The sequence below is a fragment of the Dyella sp. 2HG41-7 genome, assembly GCF_021390675.1.
Classification (GTDB): Bacteria; Pseudomonadota; Gammaproteobacteria; order Xanthomonadales; family Rhodanobacteraceae; genus Dyella_B.
The window spans coordinates 77,898-100,839 of record NZ_JAJEJV010000004.1; the positions used below are offsets into that span (position 1 = coordinate 77,898).

Sequence of the window (22,942 nt, forward strand, 5' to 3'; positions counted from 1 at the left end):
TTATTTGGAAGAGAGTTGTTCGGCGTCGGCTTGCGGACGGAATCCGCCGCCGAGCGCCTGGATCAATTGCACATTGAGGTCGCTTTGCTGCGCTTGCAGGGCGGCCATGCGCTGTTCGGCAGCGAGCAATTCCTGGCGCACGCTGAGTGCTTCCAGATAACTGCCGATGCCGGCTTTGTAACGTTGTTCGGCCAGCTTCCACGCATCGTTGGCGGCATCGAGCGCGCGTTGCTGCGCGGCGATTTCCTGTTGCGAGGAAGCGATGGCGTCGTAGTCGTCGGACACTTCGTTGACGGCGGACACAAGCGTCTTGTTGTAATGCGCGACGGCGAGATCGTATTGCGCGTCTTTGCTGTTCAAATTCGCGCGGCGACGACCGCCGTCGAAGATGGGCAGGCTGATCGCGGGCGCCGCTTCGTAAAAGCGATTCTGCAGCGAGAACAAATTAGCGCCGCCCAGATTGATCAGGCCCGCCATTGCACCGATGTTGACGTTCGGCAGGAATTCCGTCTTCGCCGCTTTGATATTTTTGCTTGCGGCTTCGACATTCCAACGCGCCGCGACCAGATCGGCGCGATGACCAACCAATTCCACCGGCAGATTGGACGGAACGCTCAACGCAGTCGGCGGCAGCAATTGCGGACGCGCGATATCCAAACCGCGATCCGGTCCTTTGCCGAGCAACACCGACAACGCCGAACGCGATGCGTCGACGGCGCGATCGGCTTGCGCCTTCTGCCCTTCCGCACTCGCCACTTCCGAATCGCTTTGCTTGAGCTGCATCTGATTGTCGATGCCGGCCGACACACGTTGCCGCGTGAGATCGCGCGCGTCGTTCGCGCGCTTCAATTCGGCAGTCGCAACATCCTGCTGCGCGAACGCATAGCCGAGTTGCACGTAAGCGCGCGCAAGATTGGTCGACAATTCGATGCGCGCAGCTTGCGCATCCACTTCCGCGGCGCGCAGCTGGCCCACAGAAGCTTCCCACACGGCGCGCTGACCGCCCCACAAATCCAGATCCCACTTGAAGCTGCCGTACACGTATTTGGCGGCGCCGACGTGACCGTTTCCGAGCGCGGGAATGGAGGTGGGAATGCGCGCTTCGGCGAAGCTGGCGCCCACGCTTGCCGACGGCTGGCGCGACGCATCGGCCGCGTTGGCGGCGGCTTGCGCCTGACGCGCGCGCGCATCGGCTTCGACCAGACTCGGGTTATCGCGCAACGCTTCGGCGATCAGCGTGTTGAGCTGGGGATCGCCCAGGCCCGTCCACCAATCGTCCTTCGGCCAGGCGGCTTCGGATACGTTGACGTTCGCTAGACTGCGCTCGGCTTTGAGCGACGACGGATCGGTCAGCGATCCGTTCGGATGCAAGCCGCCGCTGGTCGCGCAGCCGGCAAGAGCGAAGGTCAGTCCGACAGCAGCCGCAAGAATGTGCAGACGCATGGCTTTCAATCTCGAAGTTTGAAATCAAGTTGCAGTGTGTTGAGAAGGCGCGTGCCTGCGCTTTCGCAACGCGCCGAATCGGATGTGCGTCCGGTTCGGCTCCGATGAATCGAAACATCGCGTGCTCGATTCATGGCAAACCATCCGTGGTTTGCGTGATGGGCCGTTCTGTGCGGCCCGTTATTTTCTTTCCCGCAACGCAAGCAACACACGACTCAGATAATCGTGCAGCTGCTCGCGCTCAATTTCGCTCAGCGTTTTCTGCGCCGCGTCCAGCACGCGTTCGTTGCAACCGGTGAGTTGTTGCCACAGCGCTCTGCCGGCGTCGGTGAGTTCGATACGCAATGCGCGTCGATCCTGCTCGTGCGGGCAACGACGCAGATACCCCCTGCCCTCAAGCTGATCGAGCTGGCGCGTCATGGCGCCGCCGTCCAGTTCCACCGAGCGCGCCAGCTCGGTCGCCGACATCGGCCCGAGCACGGCAAGACGCTTGAGGATCAGAAACTGAGTGAAGCGGAGATCCAGGCCCTTGGCGGCGATTTCCGCCTCGATGCCGCGCACCAACTCTGCGCGGACGAGGCCGATCAGCACGCCAAGGCTTTCCTGGCTGGTAGGGGTAACGAGCGGTCCGGTATTCATAGGACCGGCATTTTATTGCCTCCGTAATATTTGTCAAGGCAAATATAAGTTACGCACCTATTGTTTCAGCAAATGGTCAGAGATGAATGATTACCGGCCTGGGGAGACCAGCTCGGCCAGCTCGTCGTTGAGCCAGGTGCGCAGAGCGGCATCGCGCAGTTCGAACAGGTCGAAGACGCCTAAAGCGCGCAACGTCGGCAATTGAGCCAGCAAACGCGGCTCCATGGCGCGGCGGACGGCTTCGGGCGTAGCGGGGTCGAGCATTTGGTGGGCACAGGCGACAAAGGTTTCCAGCGGGGACTTGGAGATGTCGGTTTTCACGGAAATCAGTTGAATCGGGGACATGGCCTTTCCTTTCTTCGTGCAGCGGATCGCTCATAAAGACGGACGAATGAGGCGTGTTGTGACCGACATGTGGCGCCCAGGAACGTGTCTGCGCCAATGCGCGCAGTCATCGGCAACCCCTGGGTTTGAGAAATGCCGCGAGCGGCGGCAGCGGCGGGAAGGCCCGGTTTATCGGTCGGGAGAAGGAAGCTTAGACAAACTGACGGCCAAGCTGATAACGTCATTTGGCCAAATAATGTCGAGATTCGGCCATGCAGCGGACAAAACAGGAGCTCTACGAGCTGATCGAGCGCCTGGATGGGCCGGGCGTTATTGCTTATTGGGATGACGGCGAAGCCATCAGCGAATACAAGCAAGAAACCCAGCAATACGACTGGCACAGTCATGCGCGCGGGCAATTTTTCTGCGTGGAAAGCGGCCTCGTTCACGTCCATACCGCGCACGGCTCGTGGCTGCTGCCGCCGCATCGCGCCGGCTGGATGCCACCCGGCGAACTGCACAAAGTCAGCATCAGCGGTCCGCTTACCGGCTGGGGCGTGTTTCTTCATCCCGACTCCAGCCCGTGTCTGCCCAGCACCCCGTGCGTGATCGGCGTAAACCCTGTGATGCGCGAGCTGGTGCATCGCGCCAGCTCGTGGACCTGGATCGACGAACTCAACGAGCGCCAGGAGCGGGTGATGGCGGTGTTGCTGGACGAGATCCGCCATGCTCCCCACGAACCGTTGCATCTGCCGATGCCGATCGATCGCCGCCTGCTGCGCATCGCCCAAGCCGTGCTGGAGCAACCGCAGGACAACCGCAGCTTGGAAGACTGGGCCGCCTGGGCAGGTCTTTCCGCACGCACGCTCAGCCGCTTGTTCCGGGCGGAAACCGCGCTGAGTTTTGCGCAATGGCGCCAGCAGGCGCGGCTGACCAAAGGACTTGAACAGCTAGCGGACGGGCACCCCGTCGCGGCGGTCGCCGATGGGTTGGGCTACGCCAGCACGAGCGCCTTTATCGCCATGTTTCGGCGCTGTTTCGGCCATCCGCCGGCACGGTATTTCGGTCAGCGCGCTGCGTAACGATCGTCTCATTGGATGAGACGATCAGGCGCAAGGATCAAGCCCCACGCCATTGCCGCGCCACGATCCGGCCCTATGTATGATCCATCCTTCCAACCCGCACGGCCGCGGGCCATCGATCATGCCCCTGCGCGATTTCCATCCTGCCGTTTCCGCGTGGTTCGACGCCACGTTTCCCGCGCCGACGTCCGCGCAGGCCGGCGCATGGCCGGAAATCAGGGCAGGGCGGCACACACTCGTTGCGGCGCCGACCGGTTCGGGTAAAACGCTGACCGCGTTTCTCGCGGCGATCGATCAACTGGTGCAGGAAAGCGTCGCGCGCGGCGGCACGTTGCCCGACGAAACGCGCGTCGTGTACGTCTCGCCGTTGAAGGCGTTGTCGAACGACATCCATATCAATCTCGAAGCGCCGCTCGAAGGCATTCGCGCCGAGCTCGAAAAACAAGGTTTGCCCGACGCACCGATCCGCACCGCCGTGCGCACCGGCGATACGCCGCAAGCCGAGCGCAATCTGATGCGCAAAGCGCCGCCGCATATTCTGGTGACGACGCCGGAATCGCTGTACGTGTTGATGGGTTCGCTGTCCGGCCGCGAGATGTTGAAAAGCGTGCGCAGCGTGATCGTGGATGAAATTCATGCCGTGGCCGCGAGCAAACGCGGTGCGCATTTGTCGTTGACGTTGGAGCGGCTCGAAGCGTTGTGCCAGCGACCGTTGCAGCGCATCGGTTTGTCGGCGACGCAAAAGCCGATCGAAGATGTCGCAAGGTTTTTAGTAGGCGAGGGCGCCGGCTTGGCTCCCTCTCCCCTCCGGGGCACGCGGGGAGGGGCCATGGATGGCCCCGGCTTTGAGGAGCGAGGAGAGGGTTGGGGTGAGGGGTCAACCTCGCTTAAAGATGCAAAAGCACCAAAGCCCTATATTTCCGACCTCTTCGCAAGGGCGGCCCCTCACCCCGACCCTTTCCCCGGAGGGGAGAGGGAGAATGCATGCACCATCATCGATGTGGGCCACACCCGCGCACGCGATCTCGCCATCGACGTGCCGCCGGTACCGCTCGACGCGGTGATGTCGAACGACACGTGGGACCTCGTCTACAACCAACTCGCGCAACTGGTCGAACAACATCGCACCACGCTCGTCTTCGTCAACACACGACGCATGGCCGAGCGTCTCGCACGACATTTGTCCGAACGTCTCGGACACGAAGCCGTCGCCGCACATCACGGCAGCCTTGCGAAAGAACATCGCCTGGATGCCGAGCAGCGTCTCAAGCGCGGCGCGTTGAAAGTACTGGTCGCCACCGCGTCGCTGGAACTGGGTATCGATATCGGCGATGTCGACCTCGTCTGCCAACTTTCTTCGCCACGCTCGATCGCCGCGTTTTTGCAACGCGCCGGCCGCTCCGGCCACGCGGTGAACGGCACGCCGAAAGCGCGCCTATTCCCGACCAGTCGCGACGATCTGGTGGAATGCGCCGCCATGCTCGACTGCGTGCGGCGCGGCGAACTCGACACGCTGGTGCAACCTCCGCAACCGCTCGATGTACTGGCTCAGCAACTCGTGGCGGAAGTCGCGTGCGCCGAATGGGACGAAGACGCGCTGTTCGATCTAGTTCGCCGTGCGTACCCCTATCGTTCGCTGCCGCGCGAAACATTTACCACGGTGGTGCGCATGCTCGCGGACGGCTTCACCACGCGACGCGGCCCACGCGGCGCCTACATTCATCGCGACGCCGTGCATCACGCCTTGCGTGCGCGCCGCGGCGCGCGACTTACTGCCGTCACTTCCGGCGGCACGATTCCAGATACCGCCGATTATTTGGTGGTGATGGAGCCGCAAGCCACCATCGTCGGTACGGTGAACGAAGATTTCGCCATCGAAAGCATGGCCGGCGATATCTTCCAGCTTGGCAACACCAGCTATCGCATCCTGCGCGTGGAGCGCGATCGTCTTCGCGTGGAAGATGCGCAAGGCGCGCCGCCGAGTATCCCGTTCTGGCTGGGCGAAGCGCCGGGGCGCAGCAACGAATTGTCGCTGGGCGTCTCGCGCTTTCGCGAGGAAGTGGTCGCGCGCATCGACGCGGGCGGCGTGCAATCGGCGTTCGAATGGCTACGCGAAGCGCTTGGCTTGAACGAAGCCGCCGCGCAGCAAATCGTGGAATATCTCGCCAAGGCCAAGGCCGCGTTAGGCGTGATGCCGACGCAATCAACGCTGGTGTTCGAGCGTTTCTTCGACGAATCCGGCGGCACGCAGTTGGTGATTCATACGCCGTGGGGAAGCCGCATCAACAAGGCGTGGGGTTTGGCGCTGCGCAAACGTTTCTGTCGCCAATTCAATTTCGAACTGCAAGCGGCGGCGACGGAAAACGCGATTGTCTTGTCGCTTTCCACCAGCCACAGTTTTCCGCTGATCGAAGTCGCGCAATATTTGCACAGCAACACCGCCGAACACGTGTTGGTGCAAGCGCTGCTCGATGCGCCGCTGTTTCCGGTGCGTTGGCGTTGGAATGCCGTCACCGCGTTGGCGCTGCCGCGCTATGCCGGCGGCAAGAAAGTACCGGCGCCTTTGCAGCGCATGAAGAGCGAAGACTTGCTCGCAACCGTGTTTCCCGATCAAGTGGCATGTCTGGAAAACATCGTCGGCGAACGGGAGGTTCCCGATCATCCGCTGGTCAATCAGACCATGCACGACTGCTTGCGCGAAGCGATGGACGTGGATGGCCTGCTCGCCATTCTGAAAAATCTGGAATCGGGTGCGATTACTGTCGTCGCGCGCGACCTCACCGCACCCAGCCCGCTCGCCAGCGAAGTGCTTAACGCCGCGCCATACGCATTTCTTGACGATGCGCCGCTGGAAGAGCGCCGCACGCGCGCCGTGCAGACGCGCCATTGGAACGGCATCGAAGATACCGACGATCTCGCGCGGCTCGATTCGGAAGCGATTTCCGCTGTGCGCGGCGAAGCGTGGCCGGAAGTGCGCAGTGCGGATGAGATGCACGAGGCACTTAACGTCCTCGGCTTCGTTACAGCCGAAGAAGCCGAGTCGAACACCGGCTGGCTCGATGCATTACATAAACTCGCGAAAGCCCATCGTGCCACGCTCCTAACTCCCTCCCCCCTCCGGGGAGAGGGCGGGGGTGAGGAGGCAGCCTCGCGCGGCGTCTGGATTTGCGCCGAAAAACTTCCGATGTGGCGCGCGGTACACGAACAAGTATCGCTGCGACCACCCATCGAAGCACCCAGCGAATACGCCACCCAAACCTGGACACGCGAAGACGCCTTGCTCGAACTGGTGCGCGGCCGACTCACCGGCTTGGGCCCAAGTACCGTCGCCGCACTTGCGTCGTCGATGCAGGTCGAAACCACCGACATCGATCTCGCCCTGATTCGCCTGCAATCCGAGGGCTACGTGATGCAGGGCCGCTTCACGCCGGACGCGAGCGAAATCGAATGGTGCGAACGCCATCTGCTCGCGCGCATTCATCGCTATACCATCGGTCGCTTGCGCCGCGAAATCGAACCGGTGAGCCGACGCGATCTGATGCGTTTTCTGCTCGAATGGCAGCACACCACGCCGGACACGAAACTTAGCAGTCCCGATGCGTTGAATGCTGTGCTGCATCAGTTCGAAGGTTTCGAAGCCGCCGCCGGCGCGTGGGAAAGCGAACTGCTTGCGTCGCGCATGCAGGATTATTCCAGCCGCTGGCTCGACGAATTGTGCCGCGCCGGGCGCGTCGGCTGGAACCGTCTGCGCAGCGGCGGCGGCAGCAACGGTCCCGTGCGCGCCACGCCGATCGTGTTGCTGCCGCGACGTCAGTCGAGCATCTGGACAGCCATTGCCGACCGCAACCAAGAACAAGAGACCTTGCTGTCGTCACGCGCGCAAGCCGTGGCCGATGCATTGGCCGAACACGGCGCCTTGTTCTTCGACGAATTGATCGATGCGGCGCATCTGCTTCGTACCGAATTGGAAGATTCGCTGGGCGAACTGGTTTCCGCCGGACGCGTCACCGCCGACAGCTTCGCCGGTCTGCGCGCCCTGCTTACACCCGCAGCCAAGCGCGAATCGCCGCGGCATCGCCGCGTGCGCCGGCATGCGCTGAGCGAAATCGAAGACGCGGGCCGCTGGTCATTAGTGCGAAAAGCCTCGCCGTCCCCCTCGCGCGAAACCGCCAACAACGATGACAATATCGAACACATCGCCCGCGTGCTGCTCCGCCGCTACGGCGTCGTATTCTGGAAACTGCTGGAACGCGAAGCACCCTGGCTGCCTTCATGGCGCGAACTGTTGTGCGTCTACCATCGCCTCGAAGCCCGCGGCGAAATCCGCGGCGGCCGTTTCGTCGAAGGCTTGGTCGGCGAACAATTCGCGCTACCTGAAGCGATCGGCCAATTGCGCAGCGTGCGGCAACGACCGCCGGAACAACTGCGCGTATGCCTGAGCGGCAGCGATCCGCTGAACCTCGTCGGCACCGTTCTAGCCGGCGACCGCCTGCCCGCGCTGGCCGGCACGCGCGTGTTGTACGAAGACGGCATACCGGTCGCGGCCTTGGTGGCGAACAAACCGCAGTGGTTGATCGAAGGCGATCTTACGCAGCAGCGCCGCTGGTACAACGCGCTGCTGCGCCGTCCGGAACCGGACGGTTCCAGCGACGTCAGTTATTTGCGCAACTGATGGCAGTCACTCGCTGAAATCGGCGATGTAGATCAGCAATCCATCGCGCTCGCGATATTCGCTGCGACCATCCAGCGCGATGCTTTGCCCGGCGCGCACGCCGTTGGGCAAATCGATGGCGAATGTACCCTGGAAATGGATTTGCGCATGCGCCACGCCATCCAATTCCGCGTAACGGGTGATGGTTTGGTGGCGCGCGGAGAACAGATACTTGGAGCTTTCCGCTAGATGGCGGAGTTCGTAAGCGCCCACGGTGCGCACGCTCAGCACGCCGGCCGTGTAGTTCTCGAAGATTACCTCGTTGTGCATCGTGGCGATCATGGCATCGACATCGATGCGGTTGTAAGCGTCGATGTAGCGGTCGATGAGGGCACGCATGGTGTTTCTCCCGAGAGATAAGGCGAGCATACTCGCACGAGTCCCTTGCTTGGGAGACACCACGATGAAAGCGTCCGTCTTTGTCGGCGTCAGCGTCGACGGTTTTATGGCCAGGATCGATGGTGGTCTCGATTTTTTGCCGGAAGGTGGCGGCGAGCCGCATGGCTACGACGAGTTCATGAGCACGGTGGATGCGCTGGTCATAGGACGAAAAACCTACGAGACCGTGCTGGGTTTCAACGGATGGGCGTATGGCGAAAAATCCGTTTTCGTGCTGAGTTCGCGCGAGCTAGCGACGCCGCCTGCCAACGCCATCGTGCAGCGCATGTCGGGAGATCCGAAAGACATCGTCGCCAGTCTCGGTGAACAAGGCATTCACCATATCTATGTCGATGGTGGTCTCACCATCCAAGGATTTTTGCGCGCAGGGCTAATTCAACGCCTCGTGATAACGCGCGTACCCGTGCTGATTGGCAGCGGTATTCCGTTGTTTGGATCGCTCGCACACGACATCAAGCTGAAGCACATCGCAACGCGTTCGTACGCCAGTGGACTGGTGCAGAGCGAATACGAAGTGGCAGTCTGATCGATCAGGAATCATGCGCCCTCTCCCGAAACGAGAGAGGGCATGCAGCACGCGCGATGCGCGTTAGTGCTTCGTCACGTTATCCGTCTGCTCGATGAATTTCGCGGCGTTGTCGTGCAGCAGCTTCAGCGACGCTTCGTGCGCGTACACCATGTGGCCAGACGGATACCAGTCATAGCTGATGTTGTTCATCAGTTCCGGCTGCACCGGCAGATGATGCATCTCGTAATCCGCCGCGAAGAACGGCGTGGCGAGATCGTAGTAACCGCCGTTGAGCATCACCTTCAGATTCGGATTGGTCTTCATCGCCTTGGCCAGATCCGGCATCACGTTGACGGCGCCGTCGTGGCCGTCATGTTTGAAGTTCCAATCGTTGGCGTCGGCAAATTCGCGATAGACCTGATCCTGGCCGAATTTGAGGTCCTTGCGCACGTAGTTGTTGAACGCCGCGATATACGCCGAGCTGATCGAGGACGACTGCGGATCGTATTCGGCTTCCTTGCTCAGCGGATCGAGCGACGGGCCGGCGAAGCGCGAATCCAGGCGACCGGTGGTGTCGCCGCTGTCGCCGAGCAATTCGTGCTCGAACATGCCGCCGGTGATGCGCAGATTCGCCTTCAACAAATAGGGCACCGGAAGACCGATGTACTGATGCAGTTTTTCCGCGATGGCTTGTTTGCGCGCGTCATCGAGATTGGAACCGGCCATCATCGCTTGCGCGTAATCGCCGATCGCGAATTGCTCCACTTCCTTGAGGAAGGATTCCAGATCCGCCGGCTGCTGCGGCAGGCGATGGTGGTAATACGCCGTGGCCGCGAACGTGGGCAAGGCCAGCTCGTATGGCAGATCGACGCCGGGATTTTGATCGGGGCCGTCGATGCTGGTGTCGAAGTTGAGAATCTGCGACAGCAAAATCACACCGTTCAAATCCACGCTGTCTTCGTTTTCCAGATCGTTGGCGAGCACCGCCGAACGCGTGGTGCCGTAGCTTTCGCCGAACAGATATTTCGGCGAATTCCAACGGCCGTAGCGCGTCAGAAACTGTGTGATGAATTGCGCGAAGGCATGACCGTCGCCGTCGACGCTGTACACCTCTTTGCGGCGATCTTTCATTTGCTCGTCACGCTTGGAGGCATCCGCGTCGTTCGCGATCAAACGACTGAACCCTGCTCCCGGCGCATCGATAAACACCAGATCCGACGCATCGAGCAGGCTGTAGTCGTTGTTGACCAACTGATAGGGCGCGGCGGGCGTGTGGCTATCGTCAGCGGTAACGACGCGACGCGGACCGAACGCGCCCATATGCAGCCACACCGTGGCCGAGCCCGGACCGCCGTTGTAGACAAAGGTGATGGGACGCTTGGACGCATCGTCGCCTTTCTTGAAGTACGCGACGTAGAACATGCTGACGGTGGGATCGTTTTCCTTGTCGCCTTTGCCGTGTAGCACGATGGTGCCGGCCACGGCTTTGTACGCGATGCGCTTGCCTTCGACCGATACCGAACCCTCGGAGCTCGATGCCTGGGGATGCAGCAACGCCGCTTCGGGCTTCGGTTCGTCGTCGTGCGATTTGTCTTTCTTGTCGGCGGCGTGTGACGCGCTGCCGAGCAGCATGGCGGCGAGAGCGAAAGCGAGCGGAAGCTTGGCGCTGGACATGGATGTTCCCCGGGGATGGCTGGCGCAACGCGCCGACCGCCCAGCTTAGGCAAGCAGGCAGGACAGTTTCACCGCCCAGAAGTCACAGGCTCGCTTGCGCGAGCGCGCGATTACTTCGCTTTCAGCGCCGCCGCTTCGCGCGCCAGCTGCTCGATGCCGGCCCAATCGCCGGCTTTCAGCTTGTCGCTTGGGGTGAGCCACGAGCCACCCACGCACAGCACGTTTGGCAGCGAGAGGAAATCGTTAGCCGTCGCAAGCGCAATGCCGCCGGTCGGGCAGAAGCGCAGTTGCGGCAGCGGGCTCGCCCACGCACCGAGCAATTTCGCGCCACCTGCCGGTACGGCGGGGAAGAACTTCAAATGACGATAGCCGCGTTCGAGCATGGCCATCGCCTCGCTCGCGGTGGCGACGCCGGGCAGCAAGGGCAGGGCGCTGTCGTCGGCTGCCGCCAGCAACTTCGGCGATACGCCGGGTGACACCGCGAAGCGCGCACCCGCTTTTTCCGCTGCTTGCAGATCGTTGGCATTGAGCACGGTGCCCACGCCGACCACCGCGCCTTCCACTTCCGCGGCGATGGCGCGAATGGCGTCGAGCGCCGAGGGCGTACGCAACGTCACTTCGATCGCCGGCGTGCCGCCGGCCACCAGGGCGCGCGCCATCGGCACGGCGTGACGCGCGTCTTCGATGATCACCACCGGAATGACCGGCGCCAGACGCATGGTGGCCTCGACGTGTTGCTGCTTGGTTTCGATATTCATGCCTAATGCTCGAAATTTGCGAAGGTCAATCCCCTCTCCCCCGTTTACCAATTTTGTTAAGGGGGAGAGGGTTAGGGTGAGGGGCCAATCTTGCGATGCAGTTGAATCGTAACGTCGCTTCTATGAATTCCTGGGCAAGCCTTGTCCCCCTCATCCCAGCCCTCTCCCCAAAGGGGAGAGGGAGTAAAAAGCTAAAGCACGCCTGCGCCAAGGTCTGCCGCGACGGCATTGCGACGGAACAAGCCGAACAACTCGCGACCCATGCCGTGTTGATGCCTGGAAAGATCTTCGACGGCGAGGCTGCGCGCGGCGAATTCTTCCGCGTTGACCAACACCTCGAGCGTTCCTTTCACCGCATCCAGACGAACGATGTCGCCATCGCGCACTTTTGCGATAGGGCCGCCATCGTCCGCTTCGGGCGTGACGTGAATCGCGGCAGGCACACGCCCGCTTGCGCCTGACATGCGACCGTCGGTGACGAGCGCGATGCGATGCCCGCGATCCTGCAATACGGCGAGCGTCGGCGTGAGCTTGTGCAGTTCCGGCATGCCGATCGCGCGCGGACCTTGAAAGCGCACGACCGCGACGAAATCGCGATTGAGCTCGCCGCGATCGAAGGCGCGCTTTATTTCATCCTGATCGTGAAACACGATGGCGGGCGCTTCGATCACTTGGCGATCTTCCGGCACCGACGACACCTTGATCACGGCGCGGCCGAGATTGCCGTGCAACATGCGCAAACCGCCGTCCGTGCGAAACGGCTCGGCCACGCCGCGCAACACGCCGCGATTGCCGCTTTCCTTCGACACCGGCATCCAGGTCAACACACCCGAAGCATCGAGCGACGGCACTTTGGCGTAGCCGGAAAGATCCGTCCCCGCGACGGTGCGCGCATCGCCGTGCAGCAAACCCGCGCTCAGCAATTGATCGATCAGGAACGCCATGCCGCCGGCATCGTGGAATTGATTCACGTCGGCGTAGCCGTTCGGATACACGCGCGCCAGCAACGGCACCACCGACGACAGCGCATCGAAATCTTCCCAGCGCAGCGCGATACCCGCCGCTTGCGCCATCGCCACCAGATGCAGCAAATGATTGGTGGAGCCACCCGTCGCATGCAGGCCGACCACGCCGTTGACGATTGCGCGCTCGTCGACAATCTGACCGATCGGCAAATGCTCGCCCGCCTTGCCCAACGCCGCGCAACGACGCACCGCTTCGGCGGTGAGCGCATCGCGCAGCGGCGTATCCGGCGCGACAAAACTCGCGCCTGGCAGATGCAGACCCATGATCTCCATCAGCATCTGGTTGGAATTGGCGGTGCCGTAGAACGTGCACGTACCGGCCGAGTGATACGACGCCGCTTCCGCTTCCAGCAATTCGTCGCGATTGGCTTTGCCTTCCGCGTACGCCTGGCGCACTTTGGATTTCTGTTCGTTGCTGATACCGCTGGGCATCGGACCGCTGGGCACGAACACACCGGACAGATGTCCGAAGCTCAACGCGCCGATCAACAAACCCGGCACGATCTTGTCGCAGATGCCCAGATACAGCGCACCGTCGAACATATCGTGCGACAGCGCGACAGCCGTGGTCATCGCGATCAAATCGCGCGAAAACAGCGACAACTCCATACCCGCGCGCCCTTGCGTCACGCCATCGCACATCGCCGGAACGCCGCCAGCGACTTGCGCAGTGAAACCCGCTTCGCGCGCTACATCGCGAATAAACGTGGGATAGCGCTCGTACGGCTGATGCGCCGAGAGCATGTCGTTGTACGAAGTGATGATGGCGATATTCGGCGCATGGCCTTCGCGCAGCGCGGTTTTGTCTTGCGCATTGCATGCCGCAAAACCATGCGCAAGATTGCCGCAGGAAAGACGCCCGCGATGCGGACCGTCGATGGTGGCGGCATGAATGCGATCGAGATAGGCGGCGCGCGTGTCGCGGCTGCGTTCGCGCAGGCGCTCGGTCACTTCGGCGATGACGGGATGCAAACTCATTTCAAACTCCAGCCGAAATAATTCGGCATCGATACTTTGTGGCTGGCAGACCAAGCATCATTTCCCCAGCCATATTCAGTGACTCCTCACCGTCATTCCGGCGAAGGCCGGAATCCAGTTTGAATACGCTGTGCGAAGCACTCAAAAACTTATTTCGTGTGCTTCGCACAACATGTTTGTACTGGATTCCGGCCTTCGCCGGAATGACGAGCGGTTTAATTGCGGCGCATTACCCATCACGGCGACCAATAAATATCCAACTGCCTCTCCGCGCGCAGCACGCTGCCAATAGGCAGATGGCTCTGCGGTTGCTCGGCGCGCTGCAACACCTCGCGCTTGTCGTCGCCCTGGATATGCAGATACAGCGTGCGCGCCTTCAACAACACTGGCAGCGTGAAGGTGATACGCGGCTCGCCGGCGCCCGGCGCACGCATCGGCAGCACCAGTGATGTGTTGGACGTATCGAGCGCTTCGCTCAAACGATCGCCACCGGGAAAGAACGACGCGGTATGCCCGTCCGGTCCCATGCCAAGCACGATCACGTCGAACGGCTGCTTGAGCGCGGCGACGCGCGTGCGCACTTCGCCAATGCCCGCTTCCGGCGTGGGCGTTTCCACGTACAACGGCATGAACTCGGCGTCCGCGGCTTTGTGTTGCAGCAGCAGGGATTCCACCATGCGCGCGTTGGAGCGCTCATCGGTATCGGGCACCCAGCGCTCGTCCACCAACGTGACGGTGACGCGCGACCAATCAAGCGATTCGTTCGACAACGCTTCAAACAAACGCTTGGGCGTGCTGCCGCCCGATACCGCGATCACCGCTTCGCCGCGCGCATGGATGGCCTCGCGCAATTTGCCGGCGATGCTGGCCGATAACGCCTTGGCCAGCGCCTGACCGTCTTCGAATGTATGCAAGACGTCTTGCGTGTTCACGCTTCGTGATCCTCGTCCCACGTGCGACCGTCGCGTTCGATCAAAGCGACAGCGGCGCTCGGGCCCCACGTGCCGGAGGTGTACGGCCGCGGGGCTTCACCGCTCGCGGCCCACGCCGCAAGAATCGGATCGGCCCAGTTCCATGCCGCTTCTACTTCGTCGCGACGCATAAACAAGGTGGGATTGCCGCGCACGACGTCGAGCAGCAAGCGCTCATACGCATCCGGCTGCTGCACGCCGAACGCTTCGGCAAAGCTCATATCCAGCGGCACATGGCGCAAACGCAAACCACCGGGGCCCGGGTGTTTGATGGTTAGCCACAACTTCACGCCTTCGTCCGGTTGCAGACGTAGCACCAAACGGTTCTGGCCAAGCGGACCTGCCGATGCGGCGAAGATCGAATGCGGCACCGGCTTGAACGCCACCACGATTTCCGACACGCGCTCAGCCAGACGCTTGCCCGTGCGCAGATAGAACGGCACCCCGGCCCAACGCCAGTTAGCGATTTCCGCCTTCAACGCAACAAAGGTTTCGGTGCCGGATTTTTCGACTTTCGATTTGCTGTCGGCGTTCAAATCTTCGATGTAACCGGGCACGCTTTGCCCTTCGGCCGCGCCCGCGCGGTATTGGCCGCGCACCGTAAGTTGCGCCGCGTTGCCTTCGTTGATGGGCTTGAGCGAGTGCAGGACTTTGAGCTTTTCGTCGCGCACCGCATCGGGCGACAACGACGACGGCGGCTCCATCGCCACCATGCACAACAGCTGCAGCATGTGGTTCTGCACCATGTCGCGCAGTGCGCCGGCATGGTCGTAATACGGACCGCGGCGGCCGACGCCCAGCGTTTCGGCCACGGTGATCTGCACATGGTCGATGTGGCCGGCGTTCCACAGCGGCTCGAACAAGGCGTTGCCGAAGCGCAGCGCCAGCAGGTTCTGCACCGTTTCCTTGCCGAGATAGTGATCGATGCGGAAGGTTTGCGATTCCGCGAACACGCGACCCACGTCGTCGTTGATGCGATTGGCGCTGGCCAGGTTGTGGCCGATCGGCTTTTCCAACACCACGCGCGACTTGCCCTGGTTGAGGCCGTAGCTGCCCAGTCGCTCGCAGATATCCACGAACAGATCGGGCGACGTGGAGAGATAGAACACGCGCACGTGGTCGGGTTCTTTGGCCATGAACTTGGCGAAATCGTCCCAGCCGGCGTCTTTGCGCGCGTCGAGAGGGCGATAGCTCACCAGCTTGAGGAAGGCGTCGAGTTGGTCCGCTTGCGAGGCCGCCGAGCCGTTGAGGGCGCCGCGAATCTGCGCGCGGTAGCCGTCGTCGTCCAAACCTTCGCGCGCGACGCCGACGATGCGGCTGCCTTCCGGTATCTGGCCGTCGGCAAAGCGGTGGAACAGGGCAGGGAGCAATTTGCGCACGGCCAGGTCGCCAGTGCCGCCGAAAATCACCAAGTCGAACGTATCGACCGGTAGAGCAGGTGCAGTCACAACTCACCTCTTGCTGATGCTGGCTGGCCACGGGGATGCAGCCGCCGGGGAATGAGGATCGTACCAATGACATACCAGGCAATACCAGTCCCCCCGACCATGCATTCGTATGCAAATTTCTCCTAAGCGGACGGACCCTGGCGGAAGACCCCGGTTGTGCGAGTGGTTCGGCATTGGTATGGTTCGCGCTTATGCAGAATGCCCTTGCCGACGAATACCGGCGTCTGAGCCGCGAAACGAGCACCCACCAGCCGCTGGCCTACCTGCGGCTGCGCCGGGCGATTCGCAACGTGATCCAGCATCGCGATATCGAACCAGGCCAAACGTTGCCAAGCGAACGTGATTTATCGCAGGCCCTGGGTTTGTCCCGCGTGACGGTACGCAAGGCGATTTCCGGCCTGGTCGAAGAAGGCCTGCTGACGCAGCGTCACGGCGCAGGCACCTTCGTCGCCGAACGCATCGTCAAACCGATGTCGCGCCTCACCAGCTTTACCGAAGATTTGCGCGCACGCGGCCTGCATCCGCGCTCCGAATTTTTCGAACGCAGCGTGGGCGAAGTGACGCCGGAAGAGTCGATGGCGCTGAATCTGTCGCCCGGCGTGCTGGTGGTGCGCCTGCATCGTGTGCGTTATGCGGAAGACGAACCATTGGCGATCGAACGCAGCGTGGTGCCGGTAAGCGTCTTGCCGGATCCGCACGAAGTGCACGATTCGCTCTACGAAGCGCTGGAAAAACACGACTGCCGCCCCGTTCGCGCACTGCAGCGCCTGCGCGCCGTGTTGCTTGCTGCGCGCCAAGCGCGTCTGTTGCACGTGAGCGCCGGCAGCGCTGGATTGCATATCGAACGCCGCAGCTTTCTCGACGATGGCCGCGTGGTGGAGTTCACCACGTCGTGGTATCGCGGGGATATTTACGACTTTGTGGCCGAATTGCAGACGGATTGATGTCTTAGCTTTCTTCCTGAAACGAGGGAGAAATGCAAAGAAAATTGCTTCGATCACCCTTCTCCCGCTACAGTTCGCCCGTTTCGGGTGTCCCTTTGGGATGAAACGGGAAGCCGGTGCGCTGCTCATGCAGCAAGGCCGGCACTGCCCCCGCAACGGTAAGCGAGCCTTGAACCGCAGATAGTTGACGTCTGCGGAGCCTGCGAACGATCACGCGCCACTGTGCTTTGCATGGGAAGGCATCGTTCGACGACAGCCATACGCTGTCGCTCGCGAGTCCGGAGACCGGCCTGAAACAGAGCCTTAATGGCTCTTAGGTTCTGGTGCTCGCGGTGGGCGAGGTTCGGGATCGCGGCCGCGTTTTGTTTCCATGACCGCCTTCCGTTCCTTCATCGTCGCGCGCATCGGCTCATGACATTCTGAGCCGCGCGGGGACGTGCGGCGGGGAAACTTTCCATGCTGTCGAAACAAACTACGCTCGCAACTGCCTTGTTACTCGCATTCGCCGCCCAGGCGAGTTATGCGCAGTCCACCAACGATCAAAACAGCACGCTTTCGCCGGTGATCGTCACCGCCACGCGCACGGCCATCACAGCCAACGAAGCGTTGTCGTCGGTCAGTGTGATCACGCGCGAAGATATCGATCGCCTGCAACCGACTTCCATCGCCGATCTGTTGACCGGGCTACCGGGCGTTTCCATCGGCCAACCCGGCGGCATCGGCGCGCAAACTTCGCTGTATCTGCGCGGCACCAATGCCACGCATGTGTTGGTGATGATCGACGGCGTGCGCATCGGTTCGGTGAGCATCGGCTTGCCGGCGTTGGAACAGATTCCGGTGAATGCGATCGATCGCATCGAAATCGTGCGCGGTCCGCGCGCGAGCCTCTACGGGTCGGATGCGATCGGTGGCGTGATTCAAATTTTCACCAAGCACGGTCAGCCCAATGGCGGCATCTCGCCGTCGGTGAGCACTTCCGTCGGCAGTCACGGTTACGCAAACGGACAAGCCGGCGTTTCCGGCGGCGATACGCATCTTTGGTACAACGCGAGCCTCGGCGGCACCTATAGCGGCGGCATTCCCAATTGCCGCATGGGCGCGGCGGAAGTGGGCGTGGCGTGTTTCGTGGACGATCCGCGCAACGACGCATATCGCAACTGGAACGGTTTCGCCAACTTCGGTTATCGCTGGGACAACGGCACCGAACTTGCCTTCGATTGGTTGCGCAGCAAGAGCAACGCCGAATACGCCGGCAGCCCGTACAGCGGCAACGACGCCATCGAAGAACAATACGTCGCTGGCGCACGCCTGAGCTTTATGCCGTTGTCGATCTGGAAGGTGACGCTCAACGCAGGACAAAGTCGCGACGACGACGCCACGTTCTATCAAGGCACCTATTTCGGCCAGTATTACCCGCGCATCGGCACGGGCTATTTCGATTCGCGCCGCAACCAGGCGTCGTGGCAGAACGACATCACGTTGAGCACCGATCAGTTGCTGACCGTGGGCGTGGATTATCAGCAGGAGCATATCGCCAGCGACACGGCGTTCCAGCAGATCACGCGCGGCGATACCGGCACCTTTGCGCAATACCAGGGCACGTTCGGCCAGAACGAAGTGCAGATTTCCGGTCGTCACGATCACAACGATCAATACGGCAATCACAACACCGGATCGGCGGCGTGGGGTTATCACTTCACGAACGGCCCGGTGCTTTCGGTGAGCTACGGCACCGCGTTTCACGCGCCGACCTTCGACGACCTGTATTTCCCCGCGTTCGGCGGCGTGCCGACGGCCAATCCGAATTTGCAGCCGGAAACTTCGCACAGCATCGAAGTCGGTTTGACGCAGCAGCTTCAGATCTGGAATTGGGGCGTCAATGCTTATCAGACCACGATCGACAATTTGATCGTGCTCGACAGCAACTTCGTGCCGCAAAACTTAAGCCGCGCGCGCATTCGCGGTATCGAAGGACAATTCGGTTTCCATCTGAACGATTGGCGCGTGCAAAGCTACCTCACGCTGCTGCAACCGAAGAACGACGACGGCGGTCCGGAAAACGGCAACCTGTTGCAACGACGCGCGCAGCGGACGGCGCGCGTCGATATCGACCGCAAACTGGGACAATTCAACGTCGGCGCCACGTTCTTCGCCTCCAGCAAGCGTTACGACGATATCGCCAATACGGAACGTATGGGCGGTTACGCCACCACCGATCTGCGCGCTAGCTACGCGTTCTCGCCGGGCTGGGAAGTGGAAGGCAAGCTGGCGAATGCGTTCGATCACCGTTACGAGACGGTGTATTACTTCAATCAGCTGGGGCGCACGTGGTATCTGACCTTGCGTTACAGCCCATAAGCATGGTTCTTTGCGTTCGCTTCCTCTCCCTTTGGGACGCGGGGAGCGGCCATGAATGGCCGCGTTTTGAGGAGCGAGGAAGAGGATTGAGGTGAGGGGGTCAGTCTCGCTTCAAACGTGAAATGAACGAGTAACAGGCTCTAATTTCACGTCATCGCAAGAGTGTCCCCTCACCCCGACCCTCTCCCCGGAGGGGAGAGGGAGTGAAAATGCGCCATGCCTTTCGGCACGGCCGGACTTCAGGCACATTTACGGGGCTCGCTCCCCAGGCATAAAGGTGCCCATGAATGTGCCCTTCTTTTTGTTTGCGCCACGACCCGCGCTGGATGTGTGCGGGCGCGGCTTGCGTTGTGCTGACACCGTTGCGCGCGTGATGCGATGAATATTTTCGCGCCCATCATTCGCCGCCCCATTGGCATGTCGCTGCTTGCCCTGGGCCTGACGATCGCCGGTTTCTGCGCCTATCTCACCTTGGGCGTGGCGGCGTTGCCGTCGCTGGATTTTCCGGGCCTAGTCGTGATCGCCCAATATCCGGGCGCCGATGCGCAAACCATGGCGGCAACGGTCGCAGCGCCGCTTGAGCGTCAGCTTGGGCGCATTCCGGGCATTCAGCAGATGTCGTCCGACAGCAATGCGGGCGGCACGCAAATCCAGATTCTGTTTGATTTTGGTCGCAGCGCCGATAAGGCGGCGCGCGACGTGCAAGCGGCCATCAACGCAGCGCAGCCGGATCTGCCGGCCAGCTTACAGCCGCCGCAATATTTCAAATTCGATACGGCGTCGATTCCAGTCCTGCTGATTTCGCTTACATCCACCAGCATGCCGCCGGACAAGCTTTACGACCTCACCGACACCTTGCTGAAGCCCGCCGTCTCGCAAATACCGGGCGTGGCGCAGGTGCAGGTGTTCGGCGGCGCGCCGCATGCGGTGCGCGTCACCTTGAACAGCGCGGCGCTGACCGCCAAGAGCATTACGGCGAACGATATCGCCAACGCGTTGCGCGCGGCGAACGTCACGTCGCCACAAGGCATGTTGAGCGACGGCATTCGTCAGATGACGGTCACTGCCAACGACGCCTTGCAGACGCCGCAGGATTTCGGTTCGCTGGTGATCGCCAACCGCAAAGGCGTGCCTGTGTATCTTTCCGAAGTCGCCACTATCACCAGCGGCGAGCAGGATAAATATCAGGCGGCGTGGTTCAACGGTCAGCGCGCCGTGTCCATGCAGATCAGCAAGCGCCCCGAAGCCAATTCGGTGCAGCTGGTGCAGGACATCCGCAATCGCCTGCCCGGCTTGCGCAACCTGGTGCCGGCGGATGTGCAGATCACGCCGATTTTCGACCTGACGCAAGGCACCAAGTCGGCGCTGCACGAAGTGGAAATCGCGTTGCTGCTCAGTATTTTGATGGTGGCGCTGGTGATGCTGGTGTTTTTGCGCCGCGCTCGCCCGACGATCATCGCCATGTTCAGCGTGCCACTGTCACTGGCCGGCGCATTCGTGGTGATGTACGCGCTCGGTTTCACGCTCAATACGCTGTCGTTGATCGCGCTGGTGCTGTGCGTCGGTTTCGTGGTGGACGACGCCATCGTGGTGATCGAAAACATCGTACGGCATATGGAAAACGGTATGAAGCCGTTGGATGCGGCTCTGCTTGGCGTGCGCGAAATCGGATTCACGGTGATCTCCATCACCGTGTCGCTGGTCGCGGTGTTCGCGCCGATGGTGTTCGGCAACAACACGCTGGTGATGCTGATGCGCGAGTTCTCGGTCACGCTGATTGCGACGATCGTGATTTCCGCCCTGGTGTCGCTCACGCTCACGCCCGCGTTGTGCGGCCGCTATTTGCTGGAAGAAACGGCAGGACATCGTAAACCGGGTCGGATCGAAGCGGCGGTGGAACGGCTCGATCGCTGGATGCTGCGCGTGTACGAACGCGGCCTGGATTGGGCGATGCATCATCGCCGCGTGATGCGCTGGCAGCCTCCGATTCTGCTGATTCTTACCGCGGTTCTGGCGGTGGTGGTCACCAAAACGGCCGGCGGCGGCATCATGCCGAAAGAAGACACCGGCATGCTGATTTTGCAGATGAGCGCCGATGCGAATATTTCGCCCGCCTTGATGGCCGCGCGAACGCAAGCCGTGGCGAAGATCATGCAGGCCGATCCCGCCGTGGTGGACGTTACGACGATTCTTGGCGGCAACAACAACGCGGGCCAGGTCGGCAATACGTCCACGCTGTTCGTCGACCTCAAGCCTCTCGGCAAGGGACCGGGCGAGCGACCCGACGCGCTCGACAAAGTGATCGAGCGATTGGACAAGCAATATAAAAAACTGCCGGACATGACCGTAACGATGCGCGGCCTGCAGTTCCTCGGCGGCCCCAGCAACAAGGGCGGCGGCGAATACGCGTTCGATCTGGGCAGCACGATGAATGCGCCGCTGCAACCGGCGACGCTGCGGCTGGCGCAAGTGATGCGCAAGATGAAGGAGTTCAAGGACGTCACCACCAGCTACGACAGCATCGGCAAGCAGCAGTTGTTGCAGGTGGATCGCAACGCCGCGTCGCGATTGCAAGTGGGCATGGGTCAGATCGATCAGGCGTTGACCGACGCGTTCGGCCAGAATCCCGTGTCGGTGATCTATTCGGATATCAATCAATATCGCGTGGTGCTGACGGCGAGCAATGCGGATTCGCTGAGCCCCGATACCTTGCTCAACACGTACGTGCGCAACTCGCAAGGCAAGATGATTCCGCTGTCGGCGATGGCGCATATCGTGTCGCAGATCGCGCCCGTGGCGATTTCGCATTTCAACCAAATCGAATCGTCCACCATTAGTTATAACCTGGCCGACAAAGTGACGCAGGCCGATGGCTTGAAGCTGGTCGATCAGGCGATCGTCACCGCGCAATTGCCGCCGGGTGTGGAACGACGCTTCACCGGCGACAACCAGAAGCTGATGGAAGCGTTGCAGAACGCACTGATCGTGTTCGCGGCGGTGATCCTGGTGATGTACATCGTGCTGGGCATTCTTTATGAAAGCCTGATTCATCCGCTCACGATTCTCTCCACCTTGCCGGCGGCGGGCATGGGTGCGTTCCTGGCGATGTTGCTGACGCATACGCAGCTCACCGTGATGTCGGTGATCGCCGTGTTGATGCTGATCGGCATCGTGAAAAAGAACGCGATCCTGATGGTGGACTTTGCGTTGGTCGCCGAACGCGATCGCAATCTGTCGCCGCCGGATGCGATCCGCGAAGCGGCCGTCGTGCGCTTTCGACCGATCACCATGACCACCCTGGTGGCGATGGGCGCGGCGCTGCCGTTGGCGATCGGTTTCGGTATCGGTTCGGAAATGCGCCAGCCGCTCGGCATCGCCATTCTCGGTGGCTTGTTCGTGTCGCAACTGCTGACCTTGCTCAGTACGCCTGCCATTTATCTGTGGCAGCACGACCGTCGCGTGCGCAAGGCGGCTCGCAAAGCGCGGCGCGAAGAAAAGCGCCGTCTGCGCCAGATCGGTAAACAGGCTGCCGCAACCGAGTGATACGTTGACATGCTTTTCCTGAAGCAGAAAAGCATGTCATGGCTAGGGCCTGTTCATACTATTTGCGTGGCCCGCGCCGGGAGCTGTTTGCGCGCCAGCCAAGGAAGAGGGAAGGAGTGTACGTCCGTACACGACTG

The 22,942-nt window shown here is 61.5% G+C and carries 15 protein-coding genes and 1 riboswitch; of the genes, 6 read left to right on the top strand and 9 right to left on the bottom strand.

All coding sequences use genetic code 11. The features are described 5' to 3' along the window. The 3 genes from L0U79_RS01805 to L0U79_RS01815 all read right to left on the bottom strand — a co-directional run bounded on the left by L0U79_RS01805 (window position 1) and on the right by L0U79_RS01815 (window position 2,427). Window positions 1-1,443: an efflux transporter outer membrane subunit gene (locus tag L0U79_RS01805; protein ID WP_233840182.1), complete on the bottom strand. Its 1,443-nt coding sequence runs from the start codon at window positions 1,441-1,443 to the stop codon at window positions 1-3. Window positions 1,444-1,623: 180 nt separating this feature from the next. Continuing rightward, the gene (locus L0U79_RS01810; RefSeq protein WP_233840183.1) at window positions 1,624-2,082 is read right to left on the bottom strand and encodes a MarR family transcriptional regulator; all 459 of its coding nucleotides are present in this window, start codon (window positions 2,080-2,082) and stop codon (window positions 1,624-1,626) included. A gap of 90 nt (window positions 2,083-2,172) precedes the next feature. Next, window positions 2,173-2,427, bottom strand: coding sequence for a hypothetical protein (locus L0U79_RS01815; RefSeq protein WP_233840184.1), 255 nt, complete (start codon window positions 2,425-2,427; stop codon window positions 2,173-2,175). 251 nt (window positions 2,428-2,678) lie between these two features. Between L0U79_RS01815 and L0U79_RS01820 the strand changes: the two genes are divergently transcribed. Continuing rightward, the gene (locus tag L0U79_RS01820; protein WP_233840185.1) at window positions 2,679-3,488 is read left to right on the top strand and encodes a helix-turn-helix transcriptional regulator; all 810 of its coding nucleotides are present in this window, start codon (window positions 2,679-2,681) and stop codon (window positions 3,486-3,488) included. 118 nt (window positions 3,489-3,606) lie between these two features. After that, complete coding sequence (locus L0U79_RS01825; protein ID WP_233843811.1) at window positions 3,607-8,160, top strand: DEAD/DEAH box helicase; 4,554 nt, start codon at window positions 3,607-3,609, stop codon at window positions 8,158-8,160. A gap of 6 nt (window positions 8,161-8,166) precedes the next feature. On the opposite strand, the gene L0U79_RS01830 is transcribed toward L0U79_RS01825, so the two are convergent. Then, a complete protein-coding gene (locus L0U79_RS01830) occupies window positions 8,167-8,538 on the bottom strand; it encodes a nuclear transport factor 2 family protein (RefSeq protein WP_233840186.1) in 372 nt (123 codons plus the stop codon). Between the two features lie 64 nt (window positions 8,539-8,602). Between L0U79_RS01830 and L0U79_RS01835 the strand changes: the two genes are divergently transcribed. Then, on the top strand, window positions 8,603-9,124 hold the full coding sequence (locus L0U79_RS01835; protein ID WP_233840187.1) for a dihydrofolate reductase family protein: 522 nt from the start codon (window positions 8,603-8,605) through the stop codon (window positions 9,122-9,124). A gap of 63 nt (window positions 9,125-9,187) precedes the next feature. Here L0U79_RS01835 and L0U79_RS01840 read toward each other — a convergent pair whose 3' ends face one another. From L0U79_RS01840 to zwf, 5 genes are all read right to left on the bottom strand, one after another. After that, the gene (locus L0U79_RS01840; protein WP_233840188.1) at window positions 9,188-10,780 is read right to left on the bottom strand and encodes a peptidase S10; all 1,593 of its coding nucleotides are present in this window, start codon (window positions 10,778-10,780) and stop codon (window positions 9,188-9,190) included. Window positions 10,781-10,890: 110 nt separating this feature from the next. Continuing rightward, window positions 10,891-11,538 carry a bifunctional 4-hydroxy-2-oxoglutarate aldolase/2-dehydro-3-deoxy-phosphogluconate aldolase gene (eda, locus tag L0U79_RS01845; protein ID WP_233840189.1) on the bottom strand — a complete coding sequence of 216 codons (648 nt, stop codon included), beginning with the start codon at window positions 11,536-11,538 and terminating at the stop codon, window positions 10,891-10,893. A gap of 191 nt (window positions 11,539-11,729) precedes the next feature. Continuing rightward, window positions 11,730-13,541, bottom strand: a complete 1,812-nt coding sequence (gene edd / locus L0U79_RS01850) for a phosphogluconate dehydratase (RefSeq protein ID WP_233840190.1) — start codon at window positions 13,539-13,541, stop codon at window positions 11,730-11,732. A 236-nt stretch (window positions 13,542-13,777) separates the two neighbouring features. Continuing rightward, entirely contained in the window at window positions 13,778-14,473 is a 696-nt protein-coding gene (gene pgl, locus L0U79_RS01855) for a 6-phosphogluconolactonase (RefSeq protein ID WP_233840191.1), read from the bottom strand. Next, window positions 14,470-15,960 (bottom strand): glucose-6-phosphate dehydrogenase, encoded by a 1,491-nt coding sequence (gene zwf, locus L0U79_RS01860; RefSeq protein WP_233840192.1) that lies wholly within the window; start codon window positions 15,958-15,960, stop codon window positions 14,470-14,472. Before zwf ends, pgl begins: the two co-directional genes overlap by 4 nt. A 191-nt stretch (window positions 15,961-16,151) precedes the next feature. Here zwf and L0U79_RS01865 point away from each other — a divergent pair, with 191 nt between their 5' ends. The 3 genes from L0U79_RS01865 to L0U79_RS01875 all read left to right on the top strand — a co-directional run bounded on the left by L0U79_RS01865 (window position 16,152) and on the right by L0U79_RS01875 (window position 22,805). Continuing rightward, window positions 16,152-16,904 carry a GntR family transcriptional regulator gene (locus L0U79_RS01865; RefSeq protein ID WP_233840193.1) on the top strand — a complete coding sequence of 251 codons (753 nt, stop codon included), beginning with the start codon at window positions 16,152-16,154 and terminating at the stop codon, window positions 16,902-16,904. A gap of 68 nt (window positions 16,905-16,972) precedes the next feature. Beyond that, window positions 16,973-17,213, top strand: a riboswitch (cobalamin riboswitch). Window positions 17,214-17,360: 147 nt separating this feature from the next. Next, window positions 17,361-19,262, top strand: coding sequence for a TonB-dependent receptor (locus tag L0U79_RS01870; protein WP_233840194.1), 1,902 nt, complete (start codon window positions 17,361-17,363; stop codon window positions 19,260-19,262). A gap of 378 nt (window positions 19,263-19,640) precedes the next feature. Then, complete coding sequence (locus L0U79_RS01875) at window positions 19,641-22,805, top strand: efflux RND transporter permease subunit (RefSeq protein WP_233840195.1); 3,165 nt, start codon at window positions 19,641-19,643, stop codon at window positions 22,803-22,805. Window positions 22,806-22,942: the final 137 nt, after the last annotated feature.